This window comes from Lysobacter sp. KIS68-7, assembly GCF_021284745.1.
Taxonomy (GTDB): domain Bacteria; phylum Pseudomonadota; class Gammaproteobacteria; order Xanthomonadales; family Xanthomonadaceae; genus Noviluteimonas.
Window position 1 is genome coordinate 537,481 of record NZ_CP089925.1, and the last position, 19,010, is coordinate 556,490.

A 19,010-nucleotide genomic window follows, 5' to 3' on the forward strand; every position below is an offset into this window, starting at 1 on the left:
AGGCGTCCGGCCCGTAGAATACGCACGTGGCCACGCCCGTCCTCAATCTGAACGAACTGCGCCGCGGTTGCGCGCACTGTTCGCTCCAGCAACTGTGCTTGCCGGCCGGCATCGGTCCGGACGCACTGAAGCAACTCGATTCGATCGTGCGTCGGCGCCGGCCCGTTGCGCGCGGCGAATCGCTGTTCCGCACGGGCGATGCGCTGGAGTCGGTGTATGTCGCGCGCGACGGTGCGTTCAAGACGATCGCGATCAGCGAGGATGGCGAGGAGCGCGTGGTCGGCTTCCATCTGCCGGGCGAACTGATCGGCCTCGACGCGCTCGGTGCGGACCGCCATCGCTGCGACGCCATCGCGCTGACCACCGCGAATGTCTGCGAAGTCCCGTTCGACCAGCTGGCGGACATCGCGTCCCAAGTGCCCGGCCTGCAACAGCAGTTGCTGCGCGTGATCGGACGCAGCGTCGGCCGCGATCAGGACCACCTCGACATGCTCGTGCGCCGGCAGGCCTCCGAGCGCATCGCCCTGTTCCTGCACGGCCTGTCGGAACGCTTCCGCCACATCGGACAATCGGGCACGCAGTTCCGCCTGCCGATGAGCCGCGAAGACATCGCGCACTTCCTCGGCCTCGCGCTGGAAACGGTGAGCCGCGGATTCACGCGCCTTCAGGAAGACGCGGTGATCGCCGTCGACGGACGCCACGTGGAAATCCTCGACATCGCCGAACTGGATCGGCTCGCGCACCATCCGGAAGCGCCCGACGCGCGTCGCCGCGGCACCGCCTGATCAGACGACGCTGCGGCAACCGAGCGCCGCGAGCGCGCCGTGCACCAAGGGCACGTGCACCAGCCACGGCCCTGCGAGCGTTGCCAGTCCCGCGAACAGCACCAGCATGCCCGACGCCGTGCGCCACGCGCCGCGTTGCAAACGTTGCCCGAGCCGCGCGCCTGCCCAGGTGAGCGGCCACATGACCGGCAGCGTCGCCAGGCCGAACGCGGCCATCGTCAACGCGCCATGCCAGGCACTCGCCTGCAACCACGCGGCGAACAACAGCTGCGTGCTGAGCCCGCACGGCAACCACCCCCACAACACGCCGAGGGCGATGCGCTTGCCCGGCGTGTCCGCAGGCAACAGGCGCAACTGCAGCGGGCGCATGCGTTGCCACAACTTGCCGCCCGGCACGGAGAGGAATGCGAAGCGCCCGCTGCGATCGAGCAAGCGCAGTGCGGCGAGCACCAGCACGATGCCGACCGCGGCGCGCGACGCGACGATCAGCCACGGCATGCGCGCCACGCCGAGCAGGGCCTGTCCGAATCCGCCGACCAGCGCACCGGCGAGCACGTAGCCCCCGATGCGCCCGAGGTTGGGCTGCAACGCCGTCCACGCGCCGCCGCGCTGGCCCATCGACACGCTCGTTGCGATGCCACCGCACATCGCCGCGCAATGCGCGCCGCCGAGCAGGCCGGTGAGCATGGCGCCGACGAGCACGATCCAGTCAGGCGTCATCCTGATCGCTCCTTGCCGGAGGCGGAGGGGGTTCGTCGTCGTCGACGAGGATGGACAGCGCCGGCGTGTCGAGATCCTCGAACTGCCCGCGCTTCACCGCCCACGCGAAAGCCCAGATCGCCGCGATGAGCAGGACCAGGGCCAGCGGCACCAGCAGCAACAGCACGCTCATGCGGCCACGCCTTCGCGCACGCGCGCCAGGCGCAGCGCGTTCAAGGTGACGGTGAGCGAAGACAGCGCCATGCCGAGCGCCGCGATCCACGGTGTGACCAGGCCCATCGCCGCGATCGGCAAGGCCAGCAGGTTCCAGCCCACCGCCCAGGCGAGGTTCTGGCGCACGATGCGGCGCGTGCGGCGTGCGAGCGCGATGGCGTCGGGAATGCGATGCAATGCGGGCGTGGCGAGCACGAGATCGGCGGCGCGTTGCGCGAGCGCGGCGCCGTCGCCCACGGCGATGGACACGTCGGCGCCGGCCAGCACCGGCGCATCGTTGAGGCCATCGCCCACCATCGCGACGACGCGGCCTTCGGCCTGCAAGCTGCGCACGCGCGCGAGTTTGTCTTCCGGGGTTTGCCGCGCGTGGGCGTCGGGCAGGTCGAGCGTCGAGGCGAAACGCGCGACCGCGGCTTCGCCATCGCCGCTGCACAAGTGCAGGGACAAGCCCTGTGCACGCAACGATGCCAGCGCTTGCGCGGCATCGATGCGCGGGGCTTCGCGCACTTCGAATCGTGCGCGCGCGTGCGCGCCGTCGCCGAGCCACAGCGCGCCGTCATCGGTAGCACCCGCGGCGAAGCGCGCGTGGCCCAGGCACCATTCGCGGCCGTCGACCACGCCGCGCACGCCCTGCCCCGCAACGCTGCGGACCTCGGTGGCACGCAGGCCCTCATGCGCGAAGGGCGCGAACATCGCGGCCAGCGGATGGCGGCTGTCGCGTTCGAGCGCGGCGGCGATGCGCAATGCGTGCTCGCGTTCCATGTCGTCGAACGTGGCGACGTCGACCAGCGACGGCGTCGCGTCGCCCAAGGTGCCGGTCTTGTCGAACACCACGTCCGTGACGCGCGCGAGCCGCTCCAGCGCATCCGCGCCGACAGGCAACACGCCCATCCGCGCGAGCGATCCATTCGCCGCGGTCAGTGCCGCCGGGATCGCGAGCGACAACGCGCACGGGCAACTGATGACCAGCAGGGCGAGCGTCACGTCGAGCGCGCGGTCCGGTGCATGTGCGCGCCAGGTGAAATAGACGATGGCGGCGACCACGAGCAGCGCGGCAACGAATCCCATCGCCACGCGATCCGCGGTGCGCGCGATGGTCGGCCGATGCGCCTGTGCACGCTCCACCAGCGCCGCAAGCTGCGACAAGCGCGTTGCCGCGCCGATCGCGCCCACGCGCATCCGCGCAGGCACTTCACGACACGCCGTGCCCGCGAACACGGGATCGCCCGCCTTCTTGTGGACCGGCCGCGATTCGCCCGTCAGCAGCGATTCTTCGAACCAGGCTTCATCGGCGAGCAGCGTCCCGTCGGCCGGCACCGCATCGCCGGCCGCGACGCATGCGACATCGCCGGCCTCCAAAGCTTCCAGCGGAATCGCTTCGCGCGATCCATCCTCGCGCTCGCGCACCGCGAACGCCGGCCGCGCACGCGCCAACGCATCCACGCGCGCACTCGCCGCGCTGCGCGCGCGTTGCTCGAGCATGCGCGCCGTCAGCAGCAGGAAGACGAACATCACGGCCGCGTCGTACCAAACGTGCGGGCCGCCGGTCAGCGTTTCGAACAGGCTCGCCCCGTAGGCGAGCAAGGTCGATGTCGCCACCAGCGTATCTGCGCCCAGGCGGCGCTCGCGCAACTCGCGCAGGCAGCCGGCGATGAACGGCCAACCCGAATAGAACACCACGGGCGAGGAGATGAGGAACGCGATCCAGCGCAGGAAGTCGCGCATGGGGATCGACATCGTCGCGTTCGTATCCAGGTACAGCGCTTCGGTGAACATCATCGCCTGCACCGCGCCCAAGCCCGCGATGCCCAGGCGCAGCAGTGCGCGGTTGCGCTCGGTGATGCGTGCGCGCTCGCGCTCGGCGCCGGTCGCGAGCCACGGGCGATAGCCCAGCGACATCAAACGACGCAGCGGGCGTGACAAGGGCGTGCGCGCGGGGTCCCACGCGATGCGGATGCGACCGGTGACGGCGTTCGCCGAGACTTCGATGACGCCGGGCTCGCGCATGAGCGCGCGATCGATCAGCCAGGCGCAGGCGGCGCAGCGCATGCCGTCGGTGAGCAGCACCATCTCGCGCCCGCCGGGCACGTTGCGTGCGTGCGCGGCCAGGATGTCTTCGCGATCCCAGCAGGCGAGCGCCTCACCCGCCGGCTCGACGCGGCCCGCGTGCCCGCTGCGCAGCTTGTAGTAATCGGACAGGCGCGCATCGCGGATCCATTGCGCGGCGGCCGCGCAGCCGTCGCAGCAGAAGCCCCGTTCGACCCCATCGATGGCTACGCGCGGCGCGTGCGGCGCCAACGGTTCGCTGCAATGGAAACACGTGGCCTCGATGGACGGCGCCTGCGCGACGCTGGCGGCGACGGTGTTCATGGCGATGCGAGCGAGGGCCGCAGCGGCGCCTTGTTCGCGTGCGCAGGCCAACGTCCCAACAGGCGCCAGCGGCGATCCAGCGGCGCCAGTTCCAGATTCCAATCGTGCGTGGCATCGAGCGATGCAAGGTGGCCGCTCCATCCATCGGGCGTCGCGACGAGCGTGACGCTGCGATCCTCCGCTTCGCGCACGGGATGATGCAGGCGCAGTTCCAACCGTGCGCCGCGATCGAAGCCCGCGGTGCGCGGCACCACGACGATCCGATCGCCCATGCGTTCGACCGCCGCGGCCAGGCCCAGGCGTCGCGCTTCCAGGTCCGGCGACAGATCGGCCACCTGCACTTGCGCGACGTGCTGCACGGGATCGGCCACCGAGTCGATGGTGTCTTCGGCGAAGAACAGCAAGGCGAACGCCGCGACCACGGACAGCGCCGGCAGCGCAACCAGCAGCCACACCAGCGGTTCCCGCCAGGGCGAACGCGAGGGCGTGTTCATGGCGACACCGGACCGAAGAAGGTGCTGTCCGCATGCGCCGTCGCCGGACGCTCGCCGCCGACGGCGCTCACTTCGAAACGCAGGTTCTTGCGGCCGACCACGCTTGCGGGCGCGGCCACGGTCACCGGCACCGAGGCGACTTCGCCCGCCGGCACCTGGATGTCGGCGGCGTTGCGCAGCACCAGCTCGGGCGTCGCGGACACGATCCGCACGCGGAAGCGCTGCGCCGTCTCCTGCTTGTTGGCGATCTTCAGCGTGTAGCCGTTCTCGATCCCCTCGGCCGTGGTGCGATACAGCGTGTTGCGATCCCGCAGTGCTTCGACGGTGAACGGGCTACGCGTGGCGACGCCGAACACGAAGCCGGCCACCACCGCGAGCAGGAGCGTGGCATAGATGAACACGCGCGGCCGCGCCAGGCGCGTCTTCTTGCCGTCGACCGCGTGCTGCGTCGTATAGCGGATGAGCCCGTGCGGGAAGCCCATCTTGTCCATGACCTCGTCGCAGGCGTCCACGCACGCGCCGCAGGCGATGCACTCGTATTGCAGGCCGTTGCGGATGTCGATGCCGGTCGGGCACACCTGCACGCACATCGTGCAGTCGATGCAGTCGCCCAGTTGCTCCGGTTCGAACTTCGGCAGAGGTGCCACTTCGCCCGGTTCGAACTGGATCGTGCCGCGTGCGTGCAGGCTGGCGTTGGCCGCGGAAGGATGCGCGGCGGCGCGGTGCACGTAGTCGTAGGCCTGGGCGAGCGGCAACAGCCCGCGTGCGCGTTCCAACGCACTCTTCAGCCCGCGGCGACGCGGGCCGCGCGGTTCGCCGCGCATCGGGTCGTAGGCGATGAGCAACGTGTCGCGGTCGAACATCGCGCCCTGGAAGCGCGCGTAGGGGCACATGTACTTGCACACCTGCTCGCGCAGGAAGCCCGCATTGCCCCAGGTCGCGAAGGCATAGAACAGCACCCAGAAGGTTTCCCACCCGCCCCAGGCGAAGGGATACGCGCGCGCGGCGAGGTCGCGGATGGGCGTGAAGAAGCCGACGAAGGTGAACCCCGTCCACAGCGCGAACACGATCCACGCGATGTGCTTGGCGCCCTTGCGCACGAGCTTGCGCGAGGACCACGGTGCCGCGTCGAGCTTCATGCGCGCGCTGCGATCGCCTTCGATGCGGCGCTCGATCCACAGGAACACTTCCGTCCACACGGTCTGCGGGCATGCGTAGCCGCACCACAGCCGTCCCGCGATCGCAGTGAAGAAAAACAGGCCGATGCCCGCGACGATCAGCAACAAGGCGAGGAACAGGAAGTCCTGCGGCCAGAACGTCAGCCCGAACACATGGAACTTGCGCGCCGGCAGGTCGAACAGCACCGCCTGCCGCCCGCCCCAGCGCAGCCACGGGAACGCATAGAACATGCCCAGCAGCCAGAACACCGCCAGGATGCGCAGGCGCGAGAAGCGCCCGGACACATCGCGCGGATACACCTTGCGTTCGCTGACGTAGAACGCTCCCGCCTCTTCGACGAGCGCAAGGTCGATCGCCTTGGACATGGCTCAGGGCCCCGGCAGCGGTCGGTTGAAACGGCTTCCCGGCCGCAGCAGCCACCACGTGAACAGGCTCGACGACGCCGTCGCGATCCAGAACAGGAAGAACCCGATCGTGTAACCGAGCTCGCGCCCGATCGGCGCGTCGGGGAAGGTCATGTCCCGCAACTGGATGGGATCGACGAAGGCGAAGAAGACCATCGTCGCCACGCCCGCGGCGAAGAAGCTCGGCCAGGCGATCGCACCGATGCGATGCGCGAGCGGGCGCGGCGGATGGTCGAAGGTCGCGTTCATTGCGCGGCGCCCGCGCGCGCCGTCGTGGGCGGATGCGACAACGAGTACACGTACGCCGCGACCAGGCGTGCCCGCGTTTCACCAAGCAACGCGCGATGCGCCGGCATCGTGCCGTGGCGTCCCTTCGAGATCGTCGTGATCAGCGAGGCGGTGTCGCCGCCGTACAGCCAATAGTTGTCGGTGAGGTTCGGCGCACCGATCTCCTGGTTGCCCTTGCCATCCTTGCCGTGGCAACCCGCGCACACGTTCTCATACAGCGGCTTGCCTTGCGCGGCCGCATAGTTGTTCTGCATCAGCTTGTCGGGATCGGACATCGCGCGCACGTAGGCCGCGACGTCACTGACCGCATGATCGCCGCCCATGCCCGTCAGCACCTTGCCCCACTCGGGCATCACGCCTTCGCGGCCGTCGAGCACCGTCTGCAGGACGCGATCGGGCGAGCCGCCCCAATGCCAGATGTTGTCGGACAGGTTCGGATAGCCCACCGCGCCCTGCGCCGAGGAACCGTGGCAGGTCGCACACGTGTTGCTGAAGATCGCGCGCCCCAGGCGCCGCGCAGTCGCATCCTGCGCGAGCACGTCGATGGACTTGCCCTTGTACGGCGCGAAGGTCTCTTCGAGCTTCGCATCGTCGGCGGCCTTCTGCTGCTCGTACTCCGTCTTCGAAGACCACTTGCCGTAACCGGCCATCGCGCCCATGCCCGGGAACCAGAACAGGTACCCGATGCCGAAGGCGAGCGTGATCCAGAACAGATTGATCCACCACTTCGGCAGCGGCTTGTTGTACTCGGTGATGTCCTCGTCCCAGTAATGGCTGGTGTCTTCCGGCTTCGGGTCGCCGGGGCGGCGCTTGGCCGTCCACCACAACAGCCACGCACAGCCGACGAGGTTGAACACGACGATGGCGATCACGTACACCGACCAACCGGAGGTCATCACGGCGCATTCCCTCCCTCGTTGTCGTCCGAAAGCGGCACGCGTGCGGCCGCATCGAACGTCGCGCGGCGACGCGGGCTCCACGCCCACGCCCATCCGGCGAGGAACACCACCAGCAACAATGCAGTCACGATGCCGGCCACCATGTCAGTTGCCCCTCGGAGCGTGTTTGCCGAGGCCTTGCAGGTAGGCGACCACGGCATCGAGTTCGGTCTTTCCGCGCACATCGTTCGGCGCATTGGCGATCTCCGCATCGGTGTACGGATCGCCCAGCGTCTTCAGCGCCTGCATGTGCGACTTGATGCGATCACCATCGACCGGCGCGTCGGCGAGCCACGGGAAGGACGGCATGTTCGACTCGGGCACCACCGAACGCGGATCGATCAGGTGCACGCGATGCCAGTCGTCCGAGTAGCGGCCGCCCACGCGCGCCAGGTCGGGACCCGTGCGCTTGCTGCCCCACTGGAAGGGATGGTCGTACACCGATTCACCGGCCAGCGAGTAGTGGCCATAGCGTTCGGTTTCGAAGCGCAGCGTGCGTATCATCTGCGAATGGCAGTTGTAGCAACCTTCGCGGATGTACACGTCGCGGCCGGCGAGTTGCAGCGCCGGATAGGGCTTCACGCCCGGCAGCGGCTGGATGGTTTCGGCCTGGAACATCAACGGCACGATTTCCGCCAGGCCGCCGAAGGACACGACGACCGCGATGAGCACCGCCATCAGGCCGATGTTCTTCTCGATCCGCTCGTGCGGGTTGTGGGGCGCCGGGACGGAAGGCTCTTTGGTTTCCATGCATGCAGTCTCAGGCGGGGGCTTTGGCGGTGGCGGCGAGGTCGCCTGCGGGCGCCTTCGCCATGGCGTAGGTCTTCCAGACGTTGAAGGCCATCAGGAACATGCCGGAGAGCACGAGCGCGCCGCCGCCGAAGCGCACCAGGTAATAGGGATAGGTCGCCTGCAGGCCTTCCACGAAGCTGTAGGTCAGCGTGCCGTCGGGATTGGTGGCGCGCCACATCAGGCCCTGCATGACGCCGGCGATCCACATCGCGACGATGTAGAACACCACGCCCAGCGTGTGCAGCCAGAAGTGCGCGTCGATCCACTTGATCGAATACATGCGCGGCGCACCGAGCAGCTTTGGCAGCATCGCGTAGATGGAACCCACCGAGATCATCGCCACCCAGCCGAGCGCGCCGGCGTGCACGTGGCCGACCGTCCAGTCGGTGTAGTGCGAGAGCGAGTTGACCGTCTTGATCGACATCATCGGCCCCTCGAAGGTGGCGATCATGTAGAAGCTGATCGCGACGATGAGGAACTTCAGGATCGGGTCGGTGCGCAGCTTGTACCAGACGCCCGACAGCGTGAGGATGCCGTTCAACGCACCGCCCCACGAAGGCGCGAGCAGGATCAGCGAGAACACCATGCCCAGCGACTGCGCCCAGTCCGGCAGCGCCGTGTACTGCAGGTGGTGCGGGCCCGCCCACATGTACACCGCGATCAGCGCCCAGAAGTGCACGATCGACAGGCGATACGAATACACCGGGCGCCCGGCCTGCTTGGGCACGTAGTAGTACATCATCCCGAGGAAGCCCGCGGTCAGGAAGAAGCCGACCGCGTTGTGGCCGTACCACCACTGCACCATCGCATCCACCGCGCCGGTGTAGACGATGTAGGACTTGTCGAAGCTCACCGGGATCGCGACGTTGTTGACGATGTGCAACAGCGCGATGGCGATGATGAAGCTGCCGTAGAACCAGTTCGCCACGTAGATGTGCCGGCCCTGGCGCTTGGTGATCGTGCCGAAGAACAGCACCGCGTAGGCGACCCAGACGATCGTGATCAGGATGTCGATCGGCCACTCGAGCTCGGCGTATTCCTTGCCCTGCGTCATGCCCAGCGGCAAGGTGATCGCAGCCGAGACGATCACCGCCTGCCAGCCCCAGAACACGAAGCTGGCGAGCTTGTCGGAGATCAGGCGCGCATAACAGGTGCGTTGCACGACGTGCAGCGACGTGGCCATCAGCGCACTGCCGCCGAAGGCGAAGATCACCGCGTTGGTGTGCAGCGGACGCAGGCGACCATAGGACAGCCACGGAATGCCCTCGGCCAGCGTCGGCCAGTACAGCTGCGCGGCGATGAACAAGCCGACGCCCATGCCGACGATGCCCCAGAGGATCGTCGCGAGCGAGAACTGGAGGACGACCTTGTCGTTGTAGACCACGGGTCGCCGGACTTCGGCGGGCTGCACCACTCCGGCCGCTTGCACAACGTCGCTCATGATGCCCCCGCTTGTGAATGTGCGCAGTTTTCCGGTCTTACGGCCGCTTCGCCTTGATCCGAATCAAATTGGCCCCGCCGACTGGAGGGCGGAGCGATCGGGATACTGGATTCAACGAAAAAACGCGCCGGGGCGGACACGTTCTGGCACGGGCGTTGCTGGGCCTTTACAACTGCTTGCGCACCGCCTCCACGAAGGCGGGATCCGGCTTGGCGCCGACCTGCTCGGTGCGGGCGACGATCCGCCCGTCCGCGTCCAGCAGCACCAGCGCACTGGTGTGGTTGAAGTTGCCGTCCGCCAGCTCCCGATAGCGCACACCGAGAACACCGGCCACCTTGCGGACGTCGTCGGGCGCGGGCGCGGCGAGGGTCCATTGCGTGGGGTCGACGTGGCGCTCGGCGGCCATCGCGCGGAGCTTCTCCGGCGTGTCGTGCTTCGGGTCCAGGCTGATCAGTACGACGCCCACCTTCGCGCGCTCGGCAGGCGACAGCGCGTGTTCGACGGCCTTGCCGCCTTCCACGATCAGCGGGCACATGTAGGGGCAGGACGTGTAGAACATCGCGACCACGCGCGGCTTGCCGCGCAGTTGGCTCCAGTCGTTCTTCTTGCCCTGTGCGTCGGTCAGCGGCAGCGCGAGCCTGTAGACCGAATCGCTGGGCAAGGGTGCAGGCTTTGCAGCCAGTGCCAGCGTCGTCGCGCCGAACAGCAGCAGCGCGGCGACGACCGCGTTCATTCGCTTCATGGAGCGCTCCTCGCGCATCGGAATCCCAGGTTGGTGGTGGCGTCGTGGGCCTCGAGCGAGGACAGCATCGCCACGCGCATCAGCACGGCGTAGTTCTCGCGGTCGTCCATCGACAACGCACCCGCGCCGCAGAATTGCTTCTTGTCCGGATCGCCCTGGTCGCGGTTGTCGCCGGCGACCAGCAAGGACGAGAAATCGTCGGTCCATTCCCACACCAGGCCGTGCAGGTCCTGCACGCCGTAGACGTTCGGCGCCTGCAGGCCTGCGCGCGGCAACGCCTGGTTCGACGGACGCGAATACCAGGCGAGGATGCGCTCGCGCCACGCGGGATCCTTGCGCGCATCGCGATGCGTTTCGTCCGCGGCCGCCGCGAATTCCCATTCGAGCCACGTCGGCAGGCGCGCGCCGATGGAACGGCAATACGCATCGGCGGCGAACCAGCTCACCCAGGTGACGGGTTGGTCGGGCTTCGCATCCGGGCCGAGTGCATCGGGGGCTGCCCAGTGCTGCAGGTAGCGCGTTTCGGCGAAAACCTCCGGCACGCGATCGCGTCGCCATTCTGGATGCGCGCGCACGAACTCGAGGAACTGCCCGTTCGTCACCGGCGTGCGCATCAGCGCGAACGGCGCGACGCGCGCCGGCTTGCCCTTGTAGTCCTCGTACCGCAACGCAGTGCGGAACGATCCACCCGGCAGGCCGACATAACGCGGCGCCGTGGCGCCTGCGATCGCTGCCCCCGCAGCGATGCAGGCGAACACGAGGCAGCCGGCGAGCGTCGCGCGCATCTCAGTGCTCTTCGCCGCCCGTGCTGGCGGTCGCCTTCGCGCGGATCGCGGCGGCTTCTTCCTTGGTGACCTTGCCGCCCGGATTGCCCCAACTGTTGAGCACGTAGGTGGCGATGTTCGCGACCTCGTCGTCCGTGAGCTGGCTCATCGGCGGCATGACCGAGTTGTATTCCTTGCCGTTGACGGTGACCTTGCCGGTCACGCCATGCAGGATCGCGTTCGGCACGCGCTTGGGATCGCCTGCGATGTAATCCGACTTCGCCAGCGGCGGGAACACGCCCGGCATGCCCGCTCCATCCGGCTGGTGGCAGGTGGAACACGTGCCGGCGAACAAGGCCTGGCCCGCCTTCACCTGGTCGTCGACGGTCAGCGCACCGGTGGTGGATGCTTCGGATGCCTTTTCCACGGCCGCGAGGCTGGGCGCCGCGCGATCGCCGAGGTACACCGCATCGACTTCCTTGCCGGAATAGATGTCCTTGCGTTCCGGCCCGTCGGCCTTCAGCACCGCGAGTGCGCCCTTGTTGAAGGCGCGGAAGATCGAGTGGTCGACCAGCATGTAGCTGCCCGGCACTTCGAGGTGGAAGTCCATGATCGCCGCACCGCCCGCAGGGATCAGCGTGGTCTGCACGTTCTCCTGGAAGTGCGTACCGCCTTCCAGCCACACCTTGTCGAAGATTTCGCCGATGACATGGAAGCTGGACACGAGGTTCGGGCCGCCGTTGCCAACGTACAGGCGCACCGTTTCACCGGTCTTCGCCTTCAACGCCTGGTCGCCAGTGAGCGCACCTTCCTTGCCGTTGAACAGCACGTAAGTCGGGTTCTCCGCGATCGCCTTTTCCATGTCGAAGGGCTGCAATCCCTTCTCCCGATACGCGCCCTTCGTATAGAAGTCGCCCTGCATCACGTAGTACTCGCGGTCCACCGGCGGCATGCCTTCCGGTGGTTCGACGAGGATCAGGCCGTACATGCCGTTGGCGACGTGCATGCCCACCGGCGCGGTCGCGCAGTGGTAGACGAACAGGCCCGCGTTGAGCGCCTTGAACGTGAAGCGCGACACATGGCCCGGTGCAGTGAAACTGGAGGCAGCGCCGCCACCCGGACCCGTCACGCCGTGCAAGTCGATGTTGTGGGGCATCTTGCTGTCCGGCATGTTGCGCAAGTGCAACACCACGGTGTCGCCCTGGCGCACACGGATGAAATTGCCCGGCACGGTGCCGCCGAAGGTCCAGAAGGTGTAAGTCACGCCTTCCGAAATCGGCATTTCCTTTTCGACGACGTTGAGTTCGACGATCACGCGCGCCGGCGCTTTCCGCCCGGTCGGGGGAGGCACCATTGGTGGCGAGGTGAGTATTGCTTTCACGTCGGGGCCTTGCGGCGGGCCGAAGTCGCCTTTCAGCGAGCCGCCGGTGTCGGTGCTCGTCGCGACGGGCGTAGTCTCCTTACCGCCGCAGGCGACCAGCGCGAGCGCGCAGGACGCGGCCAGGATCAGGGTGCGGAAGCGTCGTGCCATGGTGGTTTCCCTTTTCGGGGCGAATGCCCGATGGATGAAGGATGCCGCCGCTTGGGGCGGCGTTTCCTGATCCAGATCAACCGCAGTTACGTTTCAAACCGGCCACCCGCGGCGAATTGATCAGCGTCAAGGCCGTGCTTGCGCGGGAGGCCGACCGTATGCGCATCCAGAACGGAGAGCCGTCATGCGCACCATGCGTTCCTGCCTCATCCTTGCCGCCTGCCTGCCGTGGTGCGCCCATGCGCAGGACGCCGGCAAGCCTTCCATGTTCTCCACCGAGTGGAACGTGCGCCTGCGCCACGAAGCGGTGGACGACGCCGCGTTCGCGCGCGACGCCGATGCCACGACGTTACGCCTGCGCCTGGGCCTGCGCGCGAACTTCACCGACCACTGGTCGGCGCTCGTCGAAGGCGAAGGCATTGCCGCAGGCGGCAGTTACGACAGCACCGCCAACGGACGCCGCGGTTATCCGGTGATCGCCGATGCCGAAGGCGCCGAACTCAACCAGGCACTCGTCGCGTGGAAGAACGATCGCCTGTTGGCGATGGTCGGGCGGCAGCGCGTGCAGTTCGGCAACCAGCGCTGGGTGGGCAACAGCGGCTGGCGCCAGAACGAACAGACCTTCGATGCGCTGTCTTTCGAAGGCAAGTTCGCCAACGACTGGAGCGTGCACTACGCCTACCTCGATCGCGTGCATCGCGTGAACGGCGACAAGGCGATCGATCCCCTGGCGCGCGAACGCAATCTGTCGACGCACGCCTTCGATCTCGCCTGGATGCCGAAGTCGATCCAGCTGCGCGGCTATGCCTTGCTGCACGACGACCAGGACGTGGCCGCCGCTTCGACGGCCACGTACGGCCTGCGCATGACGGCCAATCGCTTGCGCGATGGCCACGGCCCGTCGCTTGCGGCGGAATACGCGCACCAGAGCGACTGGGCCGACAACCCGCTGTCCTTCTCGCATGCGTACTGGCTGGTCGAACCGGCGTATGCGTGGGGCGAGACCAGCGTGCGCGCGGGTTGGGAACACCTGGGTGGCAACGGCCGGCACGCGCTGCAGACGCCGCTCGCGACACTGCACCCCTTCAACGGCTGGGCCGACAAGTTCGCCAACGCGACGCCGCCGGGCGGCCTCGACGACACCTATGCGAGCGTGACCACGAAGGCCGGCTGCGCGAAGTGCGAGTGGATCGTGGCGTGGCACGACTATCGTGCCGACAACAGCAGCGGCAACGTCGGCGGCCACTACGGCAGTGAATGGAACGCGTCCTTCGGCTTCCCCATCGTCGAGAAGCTCAAGGGCCTGATGAAGGTGGCCGACTACAACGCCGACACCTTCGCGCGCGACACCACCAAGCTGTGGTTCCAGCTCGAGTGGCAGCACTGAAGGTCAGCAGGGAATCGGCGGAAGCAATGCGTGCGCGGCCTTCGGATCCAGGCCGCGCGCCTGCAGCCACTTCGGATCGAACAGAGTCTGCGCATAGCGCTCGCCGCGGTCGCACAGCAGGCTGACGATGCTGCCCCGCTCGCCGCGCGCCTGCATGTCGGCCGCGATATGCAGGCAGGCCGCCAGATTGGTACCCGACGAACCGCCATAGCGGCGGCCGAGCCAACCTTCGAGCCACCACGCGCCCGCGATGGATTCGACGTCGTCGACTTCCACCACCGCATCCACAATGTCGAACAGGAAGCCCGGCTCCACGCGCGGGCGGCCGATACCTTCGATGACCGTGCCGCGCGAGGCGCGCACGGATGGATTGCGCGTCCGCCAGCCTTCGGCGAACGCACCGCCCGTGGGCTCGGCGACGCACAAGCGCGTCGAGAGTCCCTGGTAGCGCAGGTAACGCCCGATGGTGGCCGATGTGCCGCCGGTGCCGGCGCCGCACACGATCCACGCCGGTTCCGGGTCCGGTTCCAGCGCCATCTGTCGCAGGATCGATTCTGCGATGTTGTTGTTGCCGCGCCAGTCGGTCGCGCGCTCGGCGAGTGCGAACTGATCGAGATGGCAGGCGCCGTTCGCCGCATGCCAGGCGGCGCGCGCATGCACGTCGTTGGGATCGTCGACGAGATCGCAGGTCCCACCGAGCGCCTGCACATCCGCGATCTTGCGCGGCGCGGTGCAGGCGGGCATGACGGCGGTGAATGGCAGGCCGAGCATGCGCGCGAACCAGGCTTCGGAAATGGCGGTGCTGCCCGACGAGGCGTCGACGACGGCCTGCCCTTCGCGCAGGCGCCCGTTGCACAGGGCATACAGGAACAGGGAACGCGCCAGGCGATGCTTGAGGCTGCCCGTCGGGTGCGCGGCCTCGTCCTTGAAGTAGAACGCGATGTCCGGGAACGCCGGCAGGTCGAGCCGCAGCAGGTGCGTGTCGGCCGAACGCGTGGCTTCGCGGCGCAGGCGTTCCACCGCTTCGCGCACCCAGTCACGCTCCGGGCGCTTCATCCGAACCACCAATGTACGAGGCCGAGCGGTTGGTGGGAACGCGCGGTGGCGTAGATCGAAGCGAACACAGCGAGCGCGGCGAGGTAGGACAGCACGCGCATGCCCGTCGACTTCGCGCCCCGCATGGCGAACACACCGAGCACCACGTAGGACACCACGAGCCCGAGCTTCACCCACAACCACCCGTTCGCGAAGGTCGCGTGCGGCAGGATCGTGAGCAGCATGAGCGCCGCGGTGAGCAGCGCCGTGTCGATCGAATAGCTCAACCAGCGCACGGGCGCGGCATTCGGCCAACGCGCACCCGCGAGCGAAAAGCCACCGCGCAACGCGAACAGGCTGCCGCTGAGCAGCGCAACGAAGATATGAAAGAGCTTGATCTGGAGATAGAAGGCTTCCATCAGCCCGGCTTCCCGTCGATGCGCGGCGCGAGATAGATGCGGCCCAGGCGCACCACCCAGGGCCCCAGCGCAATCAGCCATCCGAGCGCGGCGATGGCCTGCCAGCGCATCGGATCGTCGGTGACCTCCGCGGCGATGCGCAGGATGGCCACGAGCTGCAGTGCTGCGAACGCGAACCACGCCACCGGCGGCATCACCAGCGGACGCCCGGAATGTCCCTGCGTCACGCGCGTCACCATCGCCACCAGCACGCTGCCGAAGAAGCCGATGAACAAGGCATGCGCCGGCGCGCGGCCGAGCATGTACACGCCGGTCAGCAGGTAAGCGACGCTCTGCGCGAAGTAAAGCGCGAAGGTCACCGGCAACCACGCCAGTCCGAGGAAAAGCACCAGCAGGATGCCCGGCGCGCGGCCACGCGGCCACCAGCGCCAGCACACGTACGTGGTGAGCACGAGCAAAGGCAGGTCCGCCGCCCACGACCACGCGTAGGCATGGAACAGTTCGAGCACCAGGTGCAGCAACACCAGTCCGAAAAACGCCGCAAGCAACCACAAGGGTCGCCACGGCGTGTATCCCTGCACCGCGTTGCCTGCGAAGAACGGAAACATGCGATGCGCGACCGTCAGATACATCGGCAACAGGAAACCGAAGGTCCCGAGCTTGATGCTCGCGAAGGCCCACATCGGCGAACCGCCCGCGATGAACATCGCCCACGCGCACAAGCCGATCCAACCGAGCGTGAGGGCCGCCAGCGCCGAGCGCGCATGCCACGTCGTCCCGCGTTCGCGCAGCACCAGCGAGGCAAGCAACACCAGTCCCCACGTCCATCCGGCGAGGGTCATCGCAAGCCCGACCACGATGCCCGGCGCCCAACCCAGCACGCCGCACAAGGTCGCGATCTGCCCGCCGAACACGCCGATGCCGACGGGCACGTAACGTACCCGCGGCAAGTCGGGCAAGCCCATCCAGCGCGGGAAGACCGTCAACAGGAAACCAAACACGAAACTCGCGAGCACCTGGTACTGCATGACGATGGCATGCAGCCAGCCCGCGTACTGGGCCGGCTGCACCATCTGCAAGACCTCGGGCCAGCGTGCCGAGACCAGCCACGCCGCCCACCAGGCCATCGCCAGGAGCACATTCCCCGCACCGATGAAGAACATCATGCGATGCGGGGCTTGCAGCACGTGTTGCATCAGCCTTCGACCTCGGGCGCACCGCCCTGCACGCGCGCCGGCTTCGGCGCGACCCACAGGCGGAACACGAACCAGCACAGCGCGAGCGCACCGACGCTGAAGATCGTGTCGCCCGGCACGCGCATCCACACCAGCATGTCGATGATCGGCTGCTGCATGAACGCTTCGGAGCGCGCGTAGGCGTAGCCGTGCTCGAGCGTGGCCAGCAACTGCAGGATGCCCAGCGGCAACAGCGTGAACAGCGCCATCATCGTCAGCCCGATGTTGAAGCACCAGAAGGCGACTTTCAGCGGGCGCGTGTTCCAGTGCATCTGCCCGCGCAGGCCGCGCATGCAGAACAGCATCAGCGCGATCCCGAGCATGCCGTATACGCCGAACAGCGCGGTATGGCCATGGAGCGGCGTGAGGTTCAGGCCCTGCATGTAGTACAGCGACAGCGGCGGATTGATGAGGAAGCCGAACAGGCCCGCGCCCACCAGGTTCCAGAACGACACCGCGACGAAGAACAGGATCGGCCAGCGATAGCGCGCCATCCACGGCGTGGCATGGCCGAGCTTGTACGAGTGATAGGCCTCGAAGCCGATGTAGGCCAGCGGCACCACTTCCAGCGCACTGAAGCTCGCACCGAGCGCCACCACCGCCGTCGGTGTGCCGACGAAGTACAGATGATGCAAGGTGCCCAGCACGCCACCGGACATGAACACGATGGTGGCGAACAGGGTGGCCGTCGTCGCCGACTTCGCTTCCACCAGGCCCAGGCGCGTGAAGATCAGCGCCATCACCGCGGTGGCGAACACTTCGAAGAAGCCTTCCACCCACAGGTGCACGAGCCACCAGCGCCAGTACTCCACTTCGGAGATGTGCGTGTGCTCGCCCCACATCAGCGCCGCGCCGAAGAACAGGCCGATGCACACGGTGGAGAGGAACAGCAGGCCGACGATCGCCTTGGTGTCGGTCTTCGGTCCACGCAGCACGGGCCACAGCGCGCGTCCGACGAGCGTGAGCCACAGCAGCAGGCCGATGAACAGGAACCACTGCCAGAAGCGGCCCATGTCCGCGTATTCCCAACCCTGGTGGCCCCACCAGAAGTTGTTCGCCAGGCCGAGCTTCTGCATCACCGCCAACCACTGGCCCGCGAAGGCGCCGACGACGATGACGAGCAAACACGCCCAGAGGAAGTTCACACCGAGTCGTTGGAACTTGGGTTCGTGCCCCGACAGCGCAGGCGCGATGTACAAGCCCGTGCCGAGCCACGCAACCGCAATCCACAACACTGCCAACTGTGTATGCCACGTGCGCGTGATCGAGTACGGCAGGATGTCCGACAACTGGAAGCCGTAGGCCTGCTGGCCTTCGACCTGGAAGTGCGCGGTCATCGCGCCGAGCAGGATCTGCACGAGGAACAGTGCGAGCACGGTCCAGAAGTACTTCGCGGTGGCGCGCATCGAAGGCGTCACGCGCAATGCCGCCAGCGGATCGCTGCTCGGGATCGTGTGCGGCTTCTCGTTCGCGTGCGAGCGCGCGTGGTGCCAGCCGAGCAGGCCGATGCCCGCGATCAGGAACAACACGCTGAACACCGACCACAGGAACAATGAAGGCGGCGGCGTGTTGCCCACCAGCGGTTCGCTGGGCCAGTTGTTGGTGTAGGTCACCGCCTTCGCACCCGGGAGTGCCACGGCGTCGGCGGGTCGCTCGGTGCCGGCGGCCCAGGCGGTCCACCAGAAGAACGCAGTGAGCGCGCGACGATGTTCCGCATCGGGCACCGTGTCGTTCTTCATCGCGTAGGCTTCGCGCAGCTTCTGCGTGGTCGGATCGTTGCCGAACAGGCTCTCGTAATGCGCCGCGACGTTCGAAATCGCGATCACGCGCTCTTCCGGCAGCAGGATCGTGCCGGTCTTCGCATCGAAAGTGTTGTGGCGGAACGATTCCTGCAAGCGCCCGCGCAACGCCGCCTGGCGCTCCGCCGGCAGCTTGTCGTACGACGGCGCATCTTCCTGTCGCGCCCACAGGTCGAGCACCGCGACCGCTTCGCGATGCAACCAGTCGGCGCTCCAGTCGGGCGCGACGTAACCGCCGTGTCCCCAGATCGAACCGAGCTGCATGCCGCCCATCGATTGCCAGACCTGGCGTCCGCGTTCGATGTCGGCACGCGTGTAGACCACCTGGCCGCTGGTGCTGGTCACCTGTTCGGGGATCGGTGGCGCGGTGCGGAAGATTTCCCCGCCCGCCCACAGCAACACCCCGAACGACACGACGAGCAATGCGGCCAGCCCCAACCACAACTTGCGGGTACTGCCCATGTCACTTCTCCC

The 19,010-nt window shown here is 67.4% G+C and carries 19 protein-coding genes; 2 read left to right on the top strand and 17 right to left on the bottom strand.

Annotation, left to right across the window (positions count from 1 at the left end; translation table 11 throughout):
- Positions 1 to 26 precede the first annotated feature (26 nt).
- Complete coding sequence (gene fnr, locus LVB87_RS02550; RefSeq protein ID WP_232899352.1) at positions 27 to 785, top strand: fumarate/nitrate reduction transcriptional regulator Fnr; 759 nt, start codon at positions 27 to 29, stop codon at positions 783 to 785.
- On the opposite strand, the gene LVB87_RS02555 is transcribed toward fnr, so the two are convergent.
- The 13 genes from LVB87_RS02555 to nirK form a co-directional block, all read right to left on the bottom strand.
- Positions 786 to 1,505 carry a sulfite exporter TauE/SafE family protein gene (locus LVB87_RS02555; protein ID WP_232899353.1) on the bottom strand — a complete coding sequence of 240 codons (720 nt, stop codon included), beginning with the start codon at positions 1,503 to 1,505 and terminating at the stop codon, positions 786 to 788.
- A complete protein-coding gene (gene ccoS, locus LVB87_RS02560) occupies positions 1,495 to 1,677 on the bottom strand; it encodes a cbb3-type cytochrome oxidase assembly protein CcoS (RefSeq protein WP_232899354.1) in 183 nt (60 codons plus the stop codon). The genes LVB87_RS02555 and ccoS overlap by 11 nt, the downstream gene beginning before the upstream one ends.
- Positions 1,674 to 4,088, bottom strand: a complete 2,415-nt coding sequence (locus tag LVB87_RS02565; RefSeq protein WP_232899355.1) for a heavy metal translocating P-type ATPase — start codon at positions 4,086 to 4,088, stop codon at positions 1,674 to 1,676. The genes ccoS and LVB87_RS02565 overlap by 4 nt, the downstream gene beginning before the upstream one ends.
- The gene (locus tag LVB87_RS02570; protein WP_232899356.1) at positions 4,085 to 4,582 is read right to left on the bottom strand and encodes a FixH family protein; all 498 of its coding nucleotides are present in this window, start codon (positions 4,580 to 4,582) and stop codon (positions 4,085 to 4,087) included. Before LVB87_RS02570 ends, LVB87_RS02565 begins: the two co-directional genes overlap by 4 nt.
- Positions 4,579 to 6,126: a 4Fe-4S dicluster domain-containing protein gene (locus tag LVB87_RS02575; protein ID WP_232899357.1), complete on the bottom strand. Its 1,548-nt coding sequence runs from the start codon at positions 6,124 to 6,126 to the stop codon at positions 4,579 to 4,581. Before LVB87_RS02575 ends, LVB87_RS02570 begins: the two co-directional genes overlap by 4 nt.
- Before the next feature lie 3 nt (positions 6,127 to 6,129).
- Positions 6,130 to 6,414 carry a hypothetical protein gene (locus LVB87_RS02580; protein ID WP_232899358.1) on the bottom strand — a complete coding sequence of 95 codons (285 nt, stop codon included), beginning with the start codon at positions 6,412 to 6,414 and terminating at the stop codon, positions 6,130 to 6,132.
- Complete coding sequence (gene ccoP / locus LVB87_RS02585) at positions 6,411 to 7,349, bottom strand: cytochrome-c oxidase, cbb3-type subunit III (protein WP_232899359.1); 939 nt, start codon at positions 7,347 to 7,349, stop codon at positions 6,411 to 6,413. The genes LVB87_RS02580 and ccoP overlap by 4 nt, the downstream gene beginning before the upstream one ends.
- Positions 7,349 to 7,495, bottom strand: coding sequence for a cbb3-type cytochrome c oxidase subunit 3 (locus LVB87_RS02590; RefSeq protein WP_232899360.1), 147 nt, complete (start codon positions 7,493 to 7,495; stop codon positions 7,349 to 7,351). The genes ccoP and LVB87_RS02590 overlap by 1 nt, the downstream gene beginning before the upstream one ends.
- A gap of 1 nt (position 7,496) precedes the next feature.
- Positions 7,497 to 8,141 (bottom strand): cytochrome-c oxidase, cbb3-type subunit II, encoded by a 645-nt coding sequence (gene ccoO, locus LVB87_RS02595; protein WP_232899361.1) that lies wholly within the window; start codon positions 8,139 to 8,141, stop codon positions 7,497 to 7,499.
- A 10-nt stretch (positions 8,142 to 8,151) separates the two neighbouring features.
- On the bottom strand, positions 8,152 to 9,501 hold the full coding sequence (gene ccoN / locus LVB87_RS02600; protein WP_232900431.1) for a cytochrome-c oxidase, cbb3-type subunit I: 1,350 nt from the start codon (positions 9,499 to 9,501) through the stop codon (positions 8,152 to 8,154).
- A gap of 289 nt (positions 9,502 to 9,790) precedes the next feature.
- Positions 9,791 to 10,366, bottom strand: coding sequence for an SCO family protein (locus tag LVB87_RS02605; RefSeq protein WP_232899362.1), 576 nt, complete (start codon positions 10,364 to 10,366; stop codon positions 9,791 to 9,793).
- Positions 10,363 to 11,151 carry a formylglycine-generating enzyme family protein gene (locus tag LVB87_RS02610; protein ID WP_232899363.1) on the bottom strand — a complete coding sequence of 263 codons (789 nt, stop codon included), beginning with the start codon at positions 11,149 to 11,151 and terminating at the stop codon, positions 10,363 to 10,365. The genes LVB87_RS02605 and LVB87_RS02610 overlap by 4 nt, the downstream gene beginning before the upstream one ends.
- A 1-nt stretch (position 11,152) precedes the next feature.
- A complete protein-coding gene (gene nirK, locus LVB87_RS02615; protein ID WP_232899364.1) occupies positions 11,153 to 12,661 on the bottom strand; it encodes a copper-containing nitrite reductase in 1,509 nt (502 codons plus the stop codon).
- A 184-nt stretch (positions 12,662 to 12,845) separates the two neighbouring features.
- On the opposite strand from nirK, the gene LVB87_RS02620 reads away from it, so the two are divergent.
- The gene (locus LVB87_RS02620; RefSeq protein WP_232899365.1) at positions 12,846 to 14,048 is read left to right on the top strand and encodes an alginate export family protein; all 1,203 of its coding nucleotides are present in this window, start codon (positions 12,846 to 12,848) and stop codon (positions 14,046 to 14,048) included.
- A gap of 3 nt (positions 14,049 to 14,051) precedes the next feature.
- Here the strand turns inward: LVB87_RS02620 and LVB87_RS02625 are convergent, their stop codons facing one another.
- Genes LVB87_RS02625 through LVB87_RS02640 form a run of 4 tightly spaced genes read right to left on the bottom strand, consistent with a single transcriptional unit; the run spans position 14,052 to position 18,998 of the window.
- Positions 14,052 to 15,104, bottom strand: a complete 1,053-nt coding sequence (locus LVB87_RS02625) for a pyridoxal-phosphate dependent enzyme (RefSeq protein ID WP_232899366.1) — start codon at positions 15,102 to 15,104, stop codon at positions 14,052 to 14,054.
- A complete protein-coding gene (locus LVB87_RS02630) occupies positions 15,101 to 15,502 on the bottom strand; it encodes a SirB2 family protein (RefSeq protein WP_232899367.1) in 402 nt (133 codons plus the stop codon). Before LVB87_RS02630 ends, LVB87_RS02625 begins: the two co-directional genes overlap by 4 nt.
- Complete coding sequence (locus tag LVB87_RS02635; protein ID WP_232899368.1) at positions 15,502 to 16,698, bottom strand: NnrS family protein; 1,197 nt, start codon at positions 16,696 to 16,698, stop codon at positions 15,502 to 15,504. Before LVB87_RS02635 ends, LVB87_RS02630 begins: the two co-directional genes overlap by 1 nt.
- On the bottom strand, positions 16,698 to 18,998 hold the full coding sequence (locus tag LVB87_RS02640; RefSeq protein WP_232899369.1) for a nitric-oxide reductase large subunit: 2,301 nt from the start codon (positions 18,996 to 18,998) through the stop codon (positions 16,698 to 16,700). The genes LVB87_RS02635 and LVB87_RS02640 overlap by 1 nt, the downstream gene beginning before the upstream one ends.
- Between the last annotated feature and the right edge of the window lie 12 nt (positions 18,999 to 19,010).

Bases quoted from the DNA above. Each gene is read 5' to 3' on its own strand.
- LVB87_RS02605 (WP_232899362.1), bottom strand. From the start codon at position 10,366: ATGAAGCGAATGAACGCGGTCGTCGCCGCGCTGCTGCTGTTCGGCGCG.
- LVB87_RS02580 (WP_232899358.1), bottom strand. From the start codon at position 6,414: ATGAACGCGACCTTCGACCATCCGCCGCGCCCGCTCGCGCATCGCATC.
- LVB87_RS02570 (WP_232899356.1), bottom strand. From the start codon at position 4,582: ATGAACACGCCCTCGCGTTCGCCCTGGCGGGAACCGCTGGTGTGGCTG.
- LVB87_RS02575 (WP_232899357.1), bottom strand. From the start codon at position 6,126: ATGTCCAAGGCGATCGACCTTGCGCTCGTCGAAGAGGCGGGAGCGTTC.
- LVB87_RS02635 (WP_232899368.1), bottom strand. From the start codon at position 16,698: ATGCAACACGTGCTGCAAGCCCCGCATCGCATGATGTTCTTCATCGGT.
- LVB87_RS02625 (WP_232899366.1), bottom strand. From the start codon at position 15,104: ATGAAGCGCCCGGAGCGTGACTGGGTGCGCGAAGCGGTGGAACGCCTG.
- ccoO (WP_232899361.1), bottom strand. From the start codon at position 8,141: ATGGAAACCAAAGAGCCTTCCGTCCCGGCGCCCCACAACCCGCACGAG.
- ccoP (WP_232899359.1), bottom strand. From the start codon at position 7,349: ATGACCTCCGGTTGGTCGGTGTACGTGATCGCCATCGTCGTGTTCAAC.
- LVB87_RS02555 (WP_232899353.1), bottom strand. From the start codon at position 1,505: ATGACGCCTGACTGGATCGTGCTCGTCGGCGCCATGCTCACCGGCCTG.
- LVB87_RS02630 (WP_232899367.1), bottom strand. From the start codon at position 15,502: ATGGAAGCCTTCTATCTCCAGATCAAGCTCTTTCATATCTTCGTTGCG.
- ccoN (WP_232900431.1), bottom strand. From the start codon at position 9,501: ATGGGCGTCGGCTTGTTCATCGCCGCGCAGCTGTACTGGCCGACGCTG.
- LVB87_RS02565 (WP_232899355.1), bottom strand. From the start codon at position 4,088: ATGAACACCGTCGCCGCCAGCGTCGCGCAGGCGCCGTCCATCGAGGCC.
- LVB87_RS02590 (WP_232899360.1), bottom strand. From the start codon at position 7,495: ATGGTGGCCGGCATCGTGACTGCATTGTTGCTGGTGGTGTTCCTCGCC.
- LVB87_RS02640 (WP_232899369.1), bottom strand. From the start codon at position 18,998: ATGGGCAGTACCCGCAAGTTGTGGTTGGGGCTGGCCGCATTGCTCGTC.
- LVB87_RS02620 (WP_232899365.1), top strand. From the start codon at position 12,846: ATGCGCACCATGCGTTCCTGCCTCATCCTTGCCGCCTGCCTGCCGTGG.
- nirK (WP_232899364.1), bottom strand. From the start codon at position 12,661: ATGGCACGACGCTTCCGCACCCTGATCCTGGCCGCGTCCTGCGCGCTC.
- ccoS (WP_232899354.1), bottom strand. From the start codon at position 1,677: ATGAGCGTGCTGTTGCTGCTGGTGCCGCTGGCCCTGGTCCTGCTCATC.
- LVB87_RS02610 (WP_232899363.1), bottom strand. From the start codon at position 11,151: ATGCGCGCGACGCTCGCCGGCTGCCTCGTGTTCGCCTGCATCGCTGCG.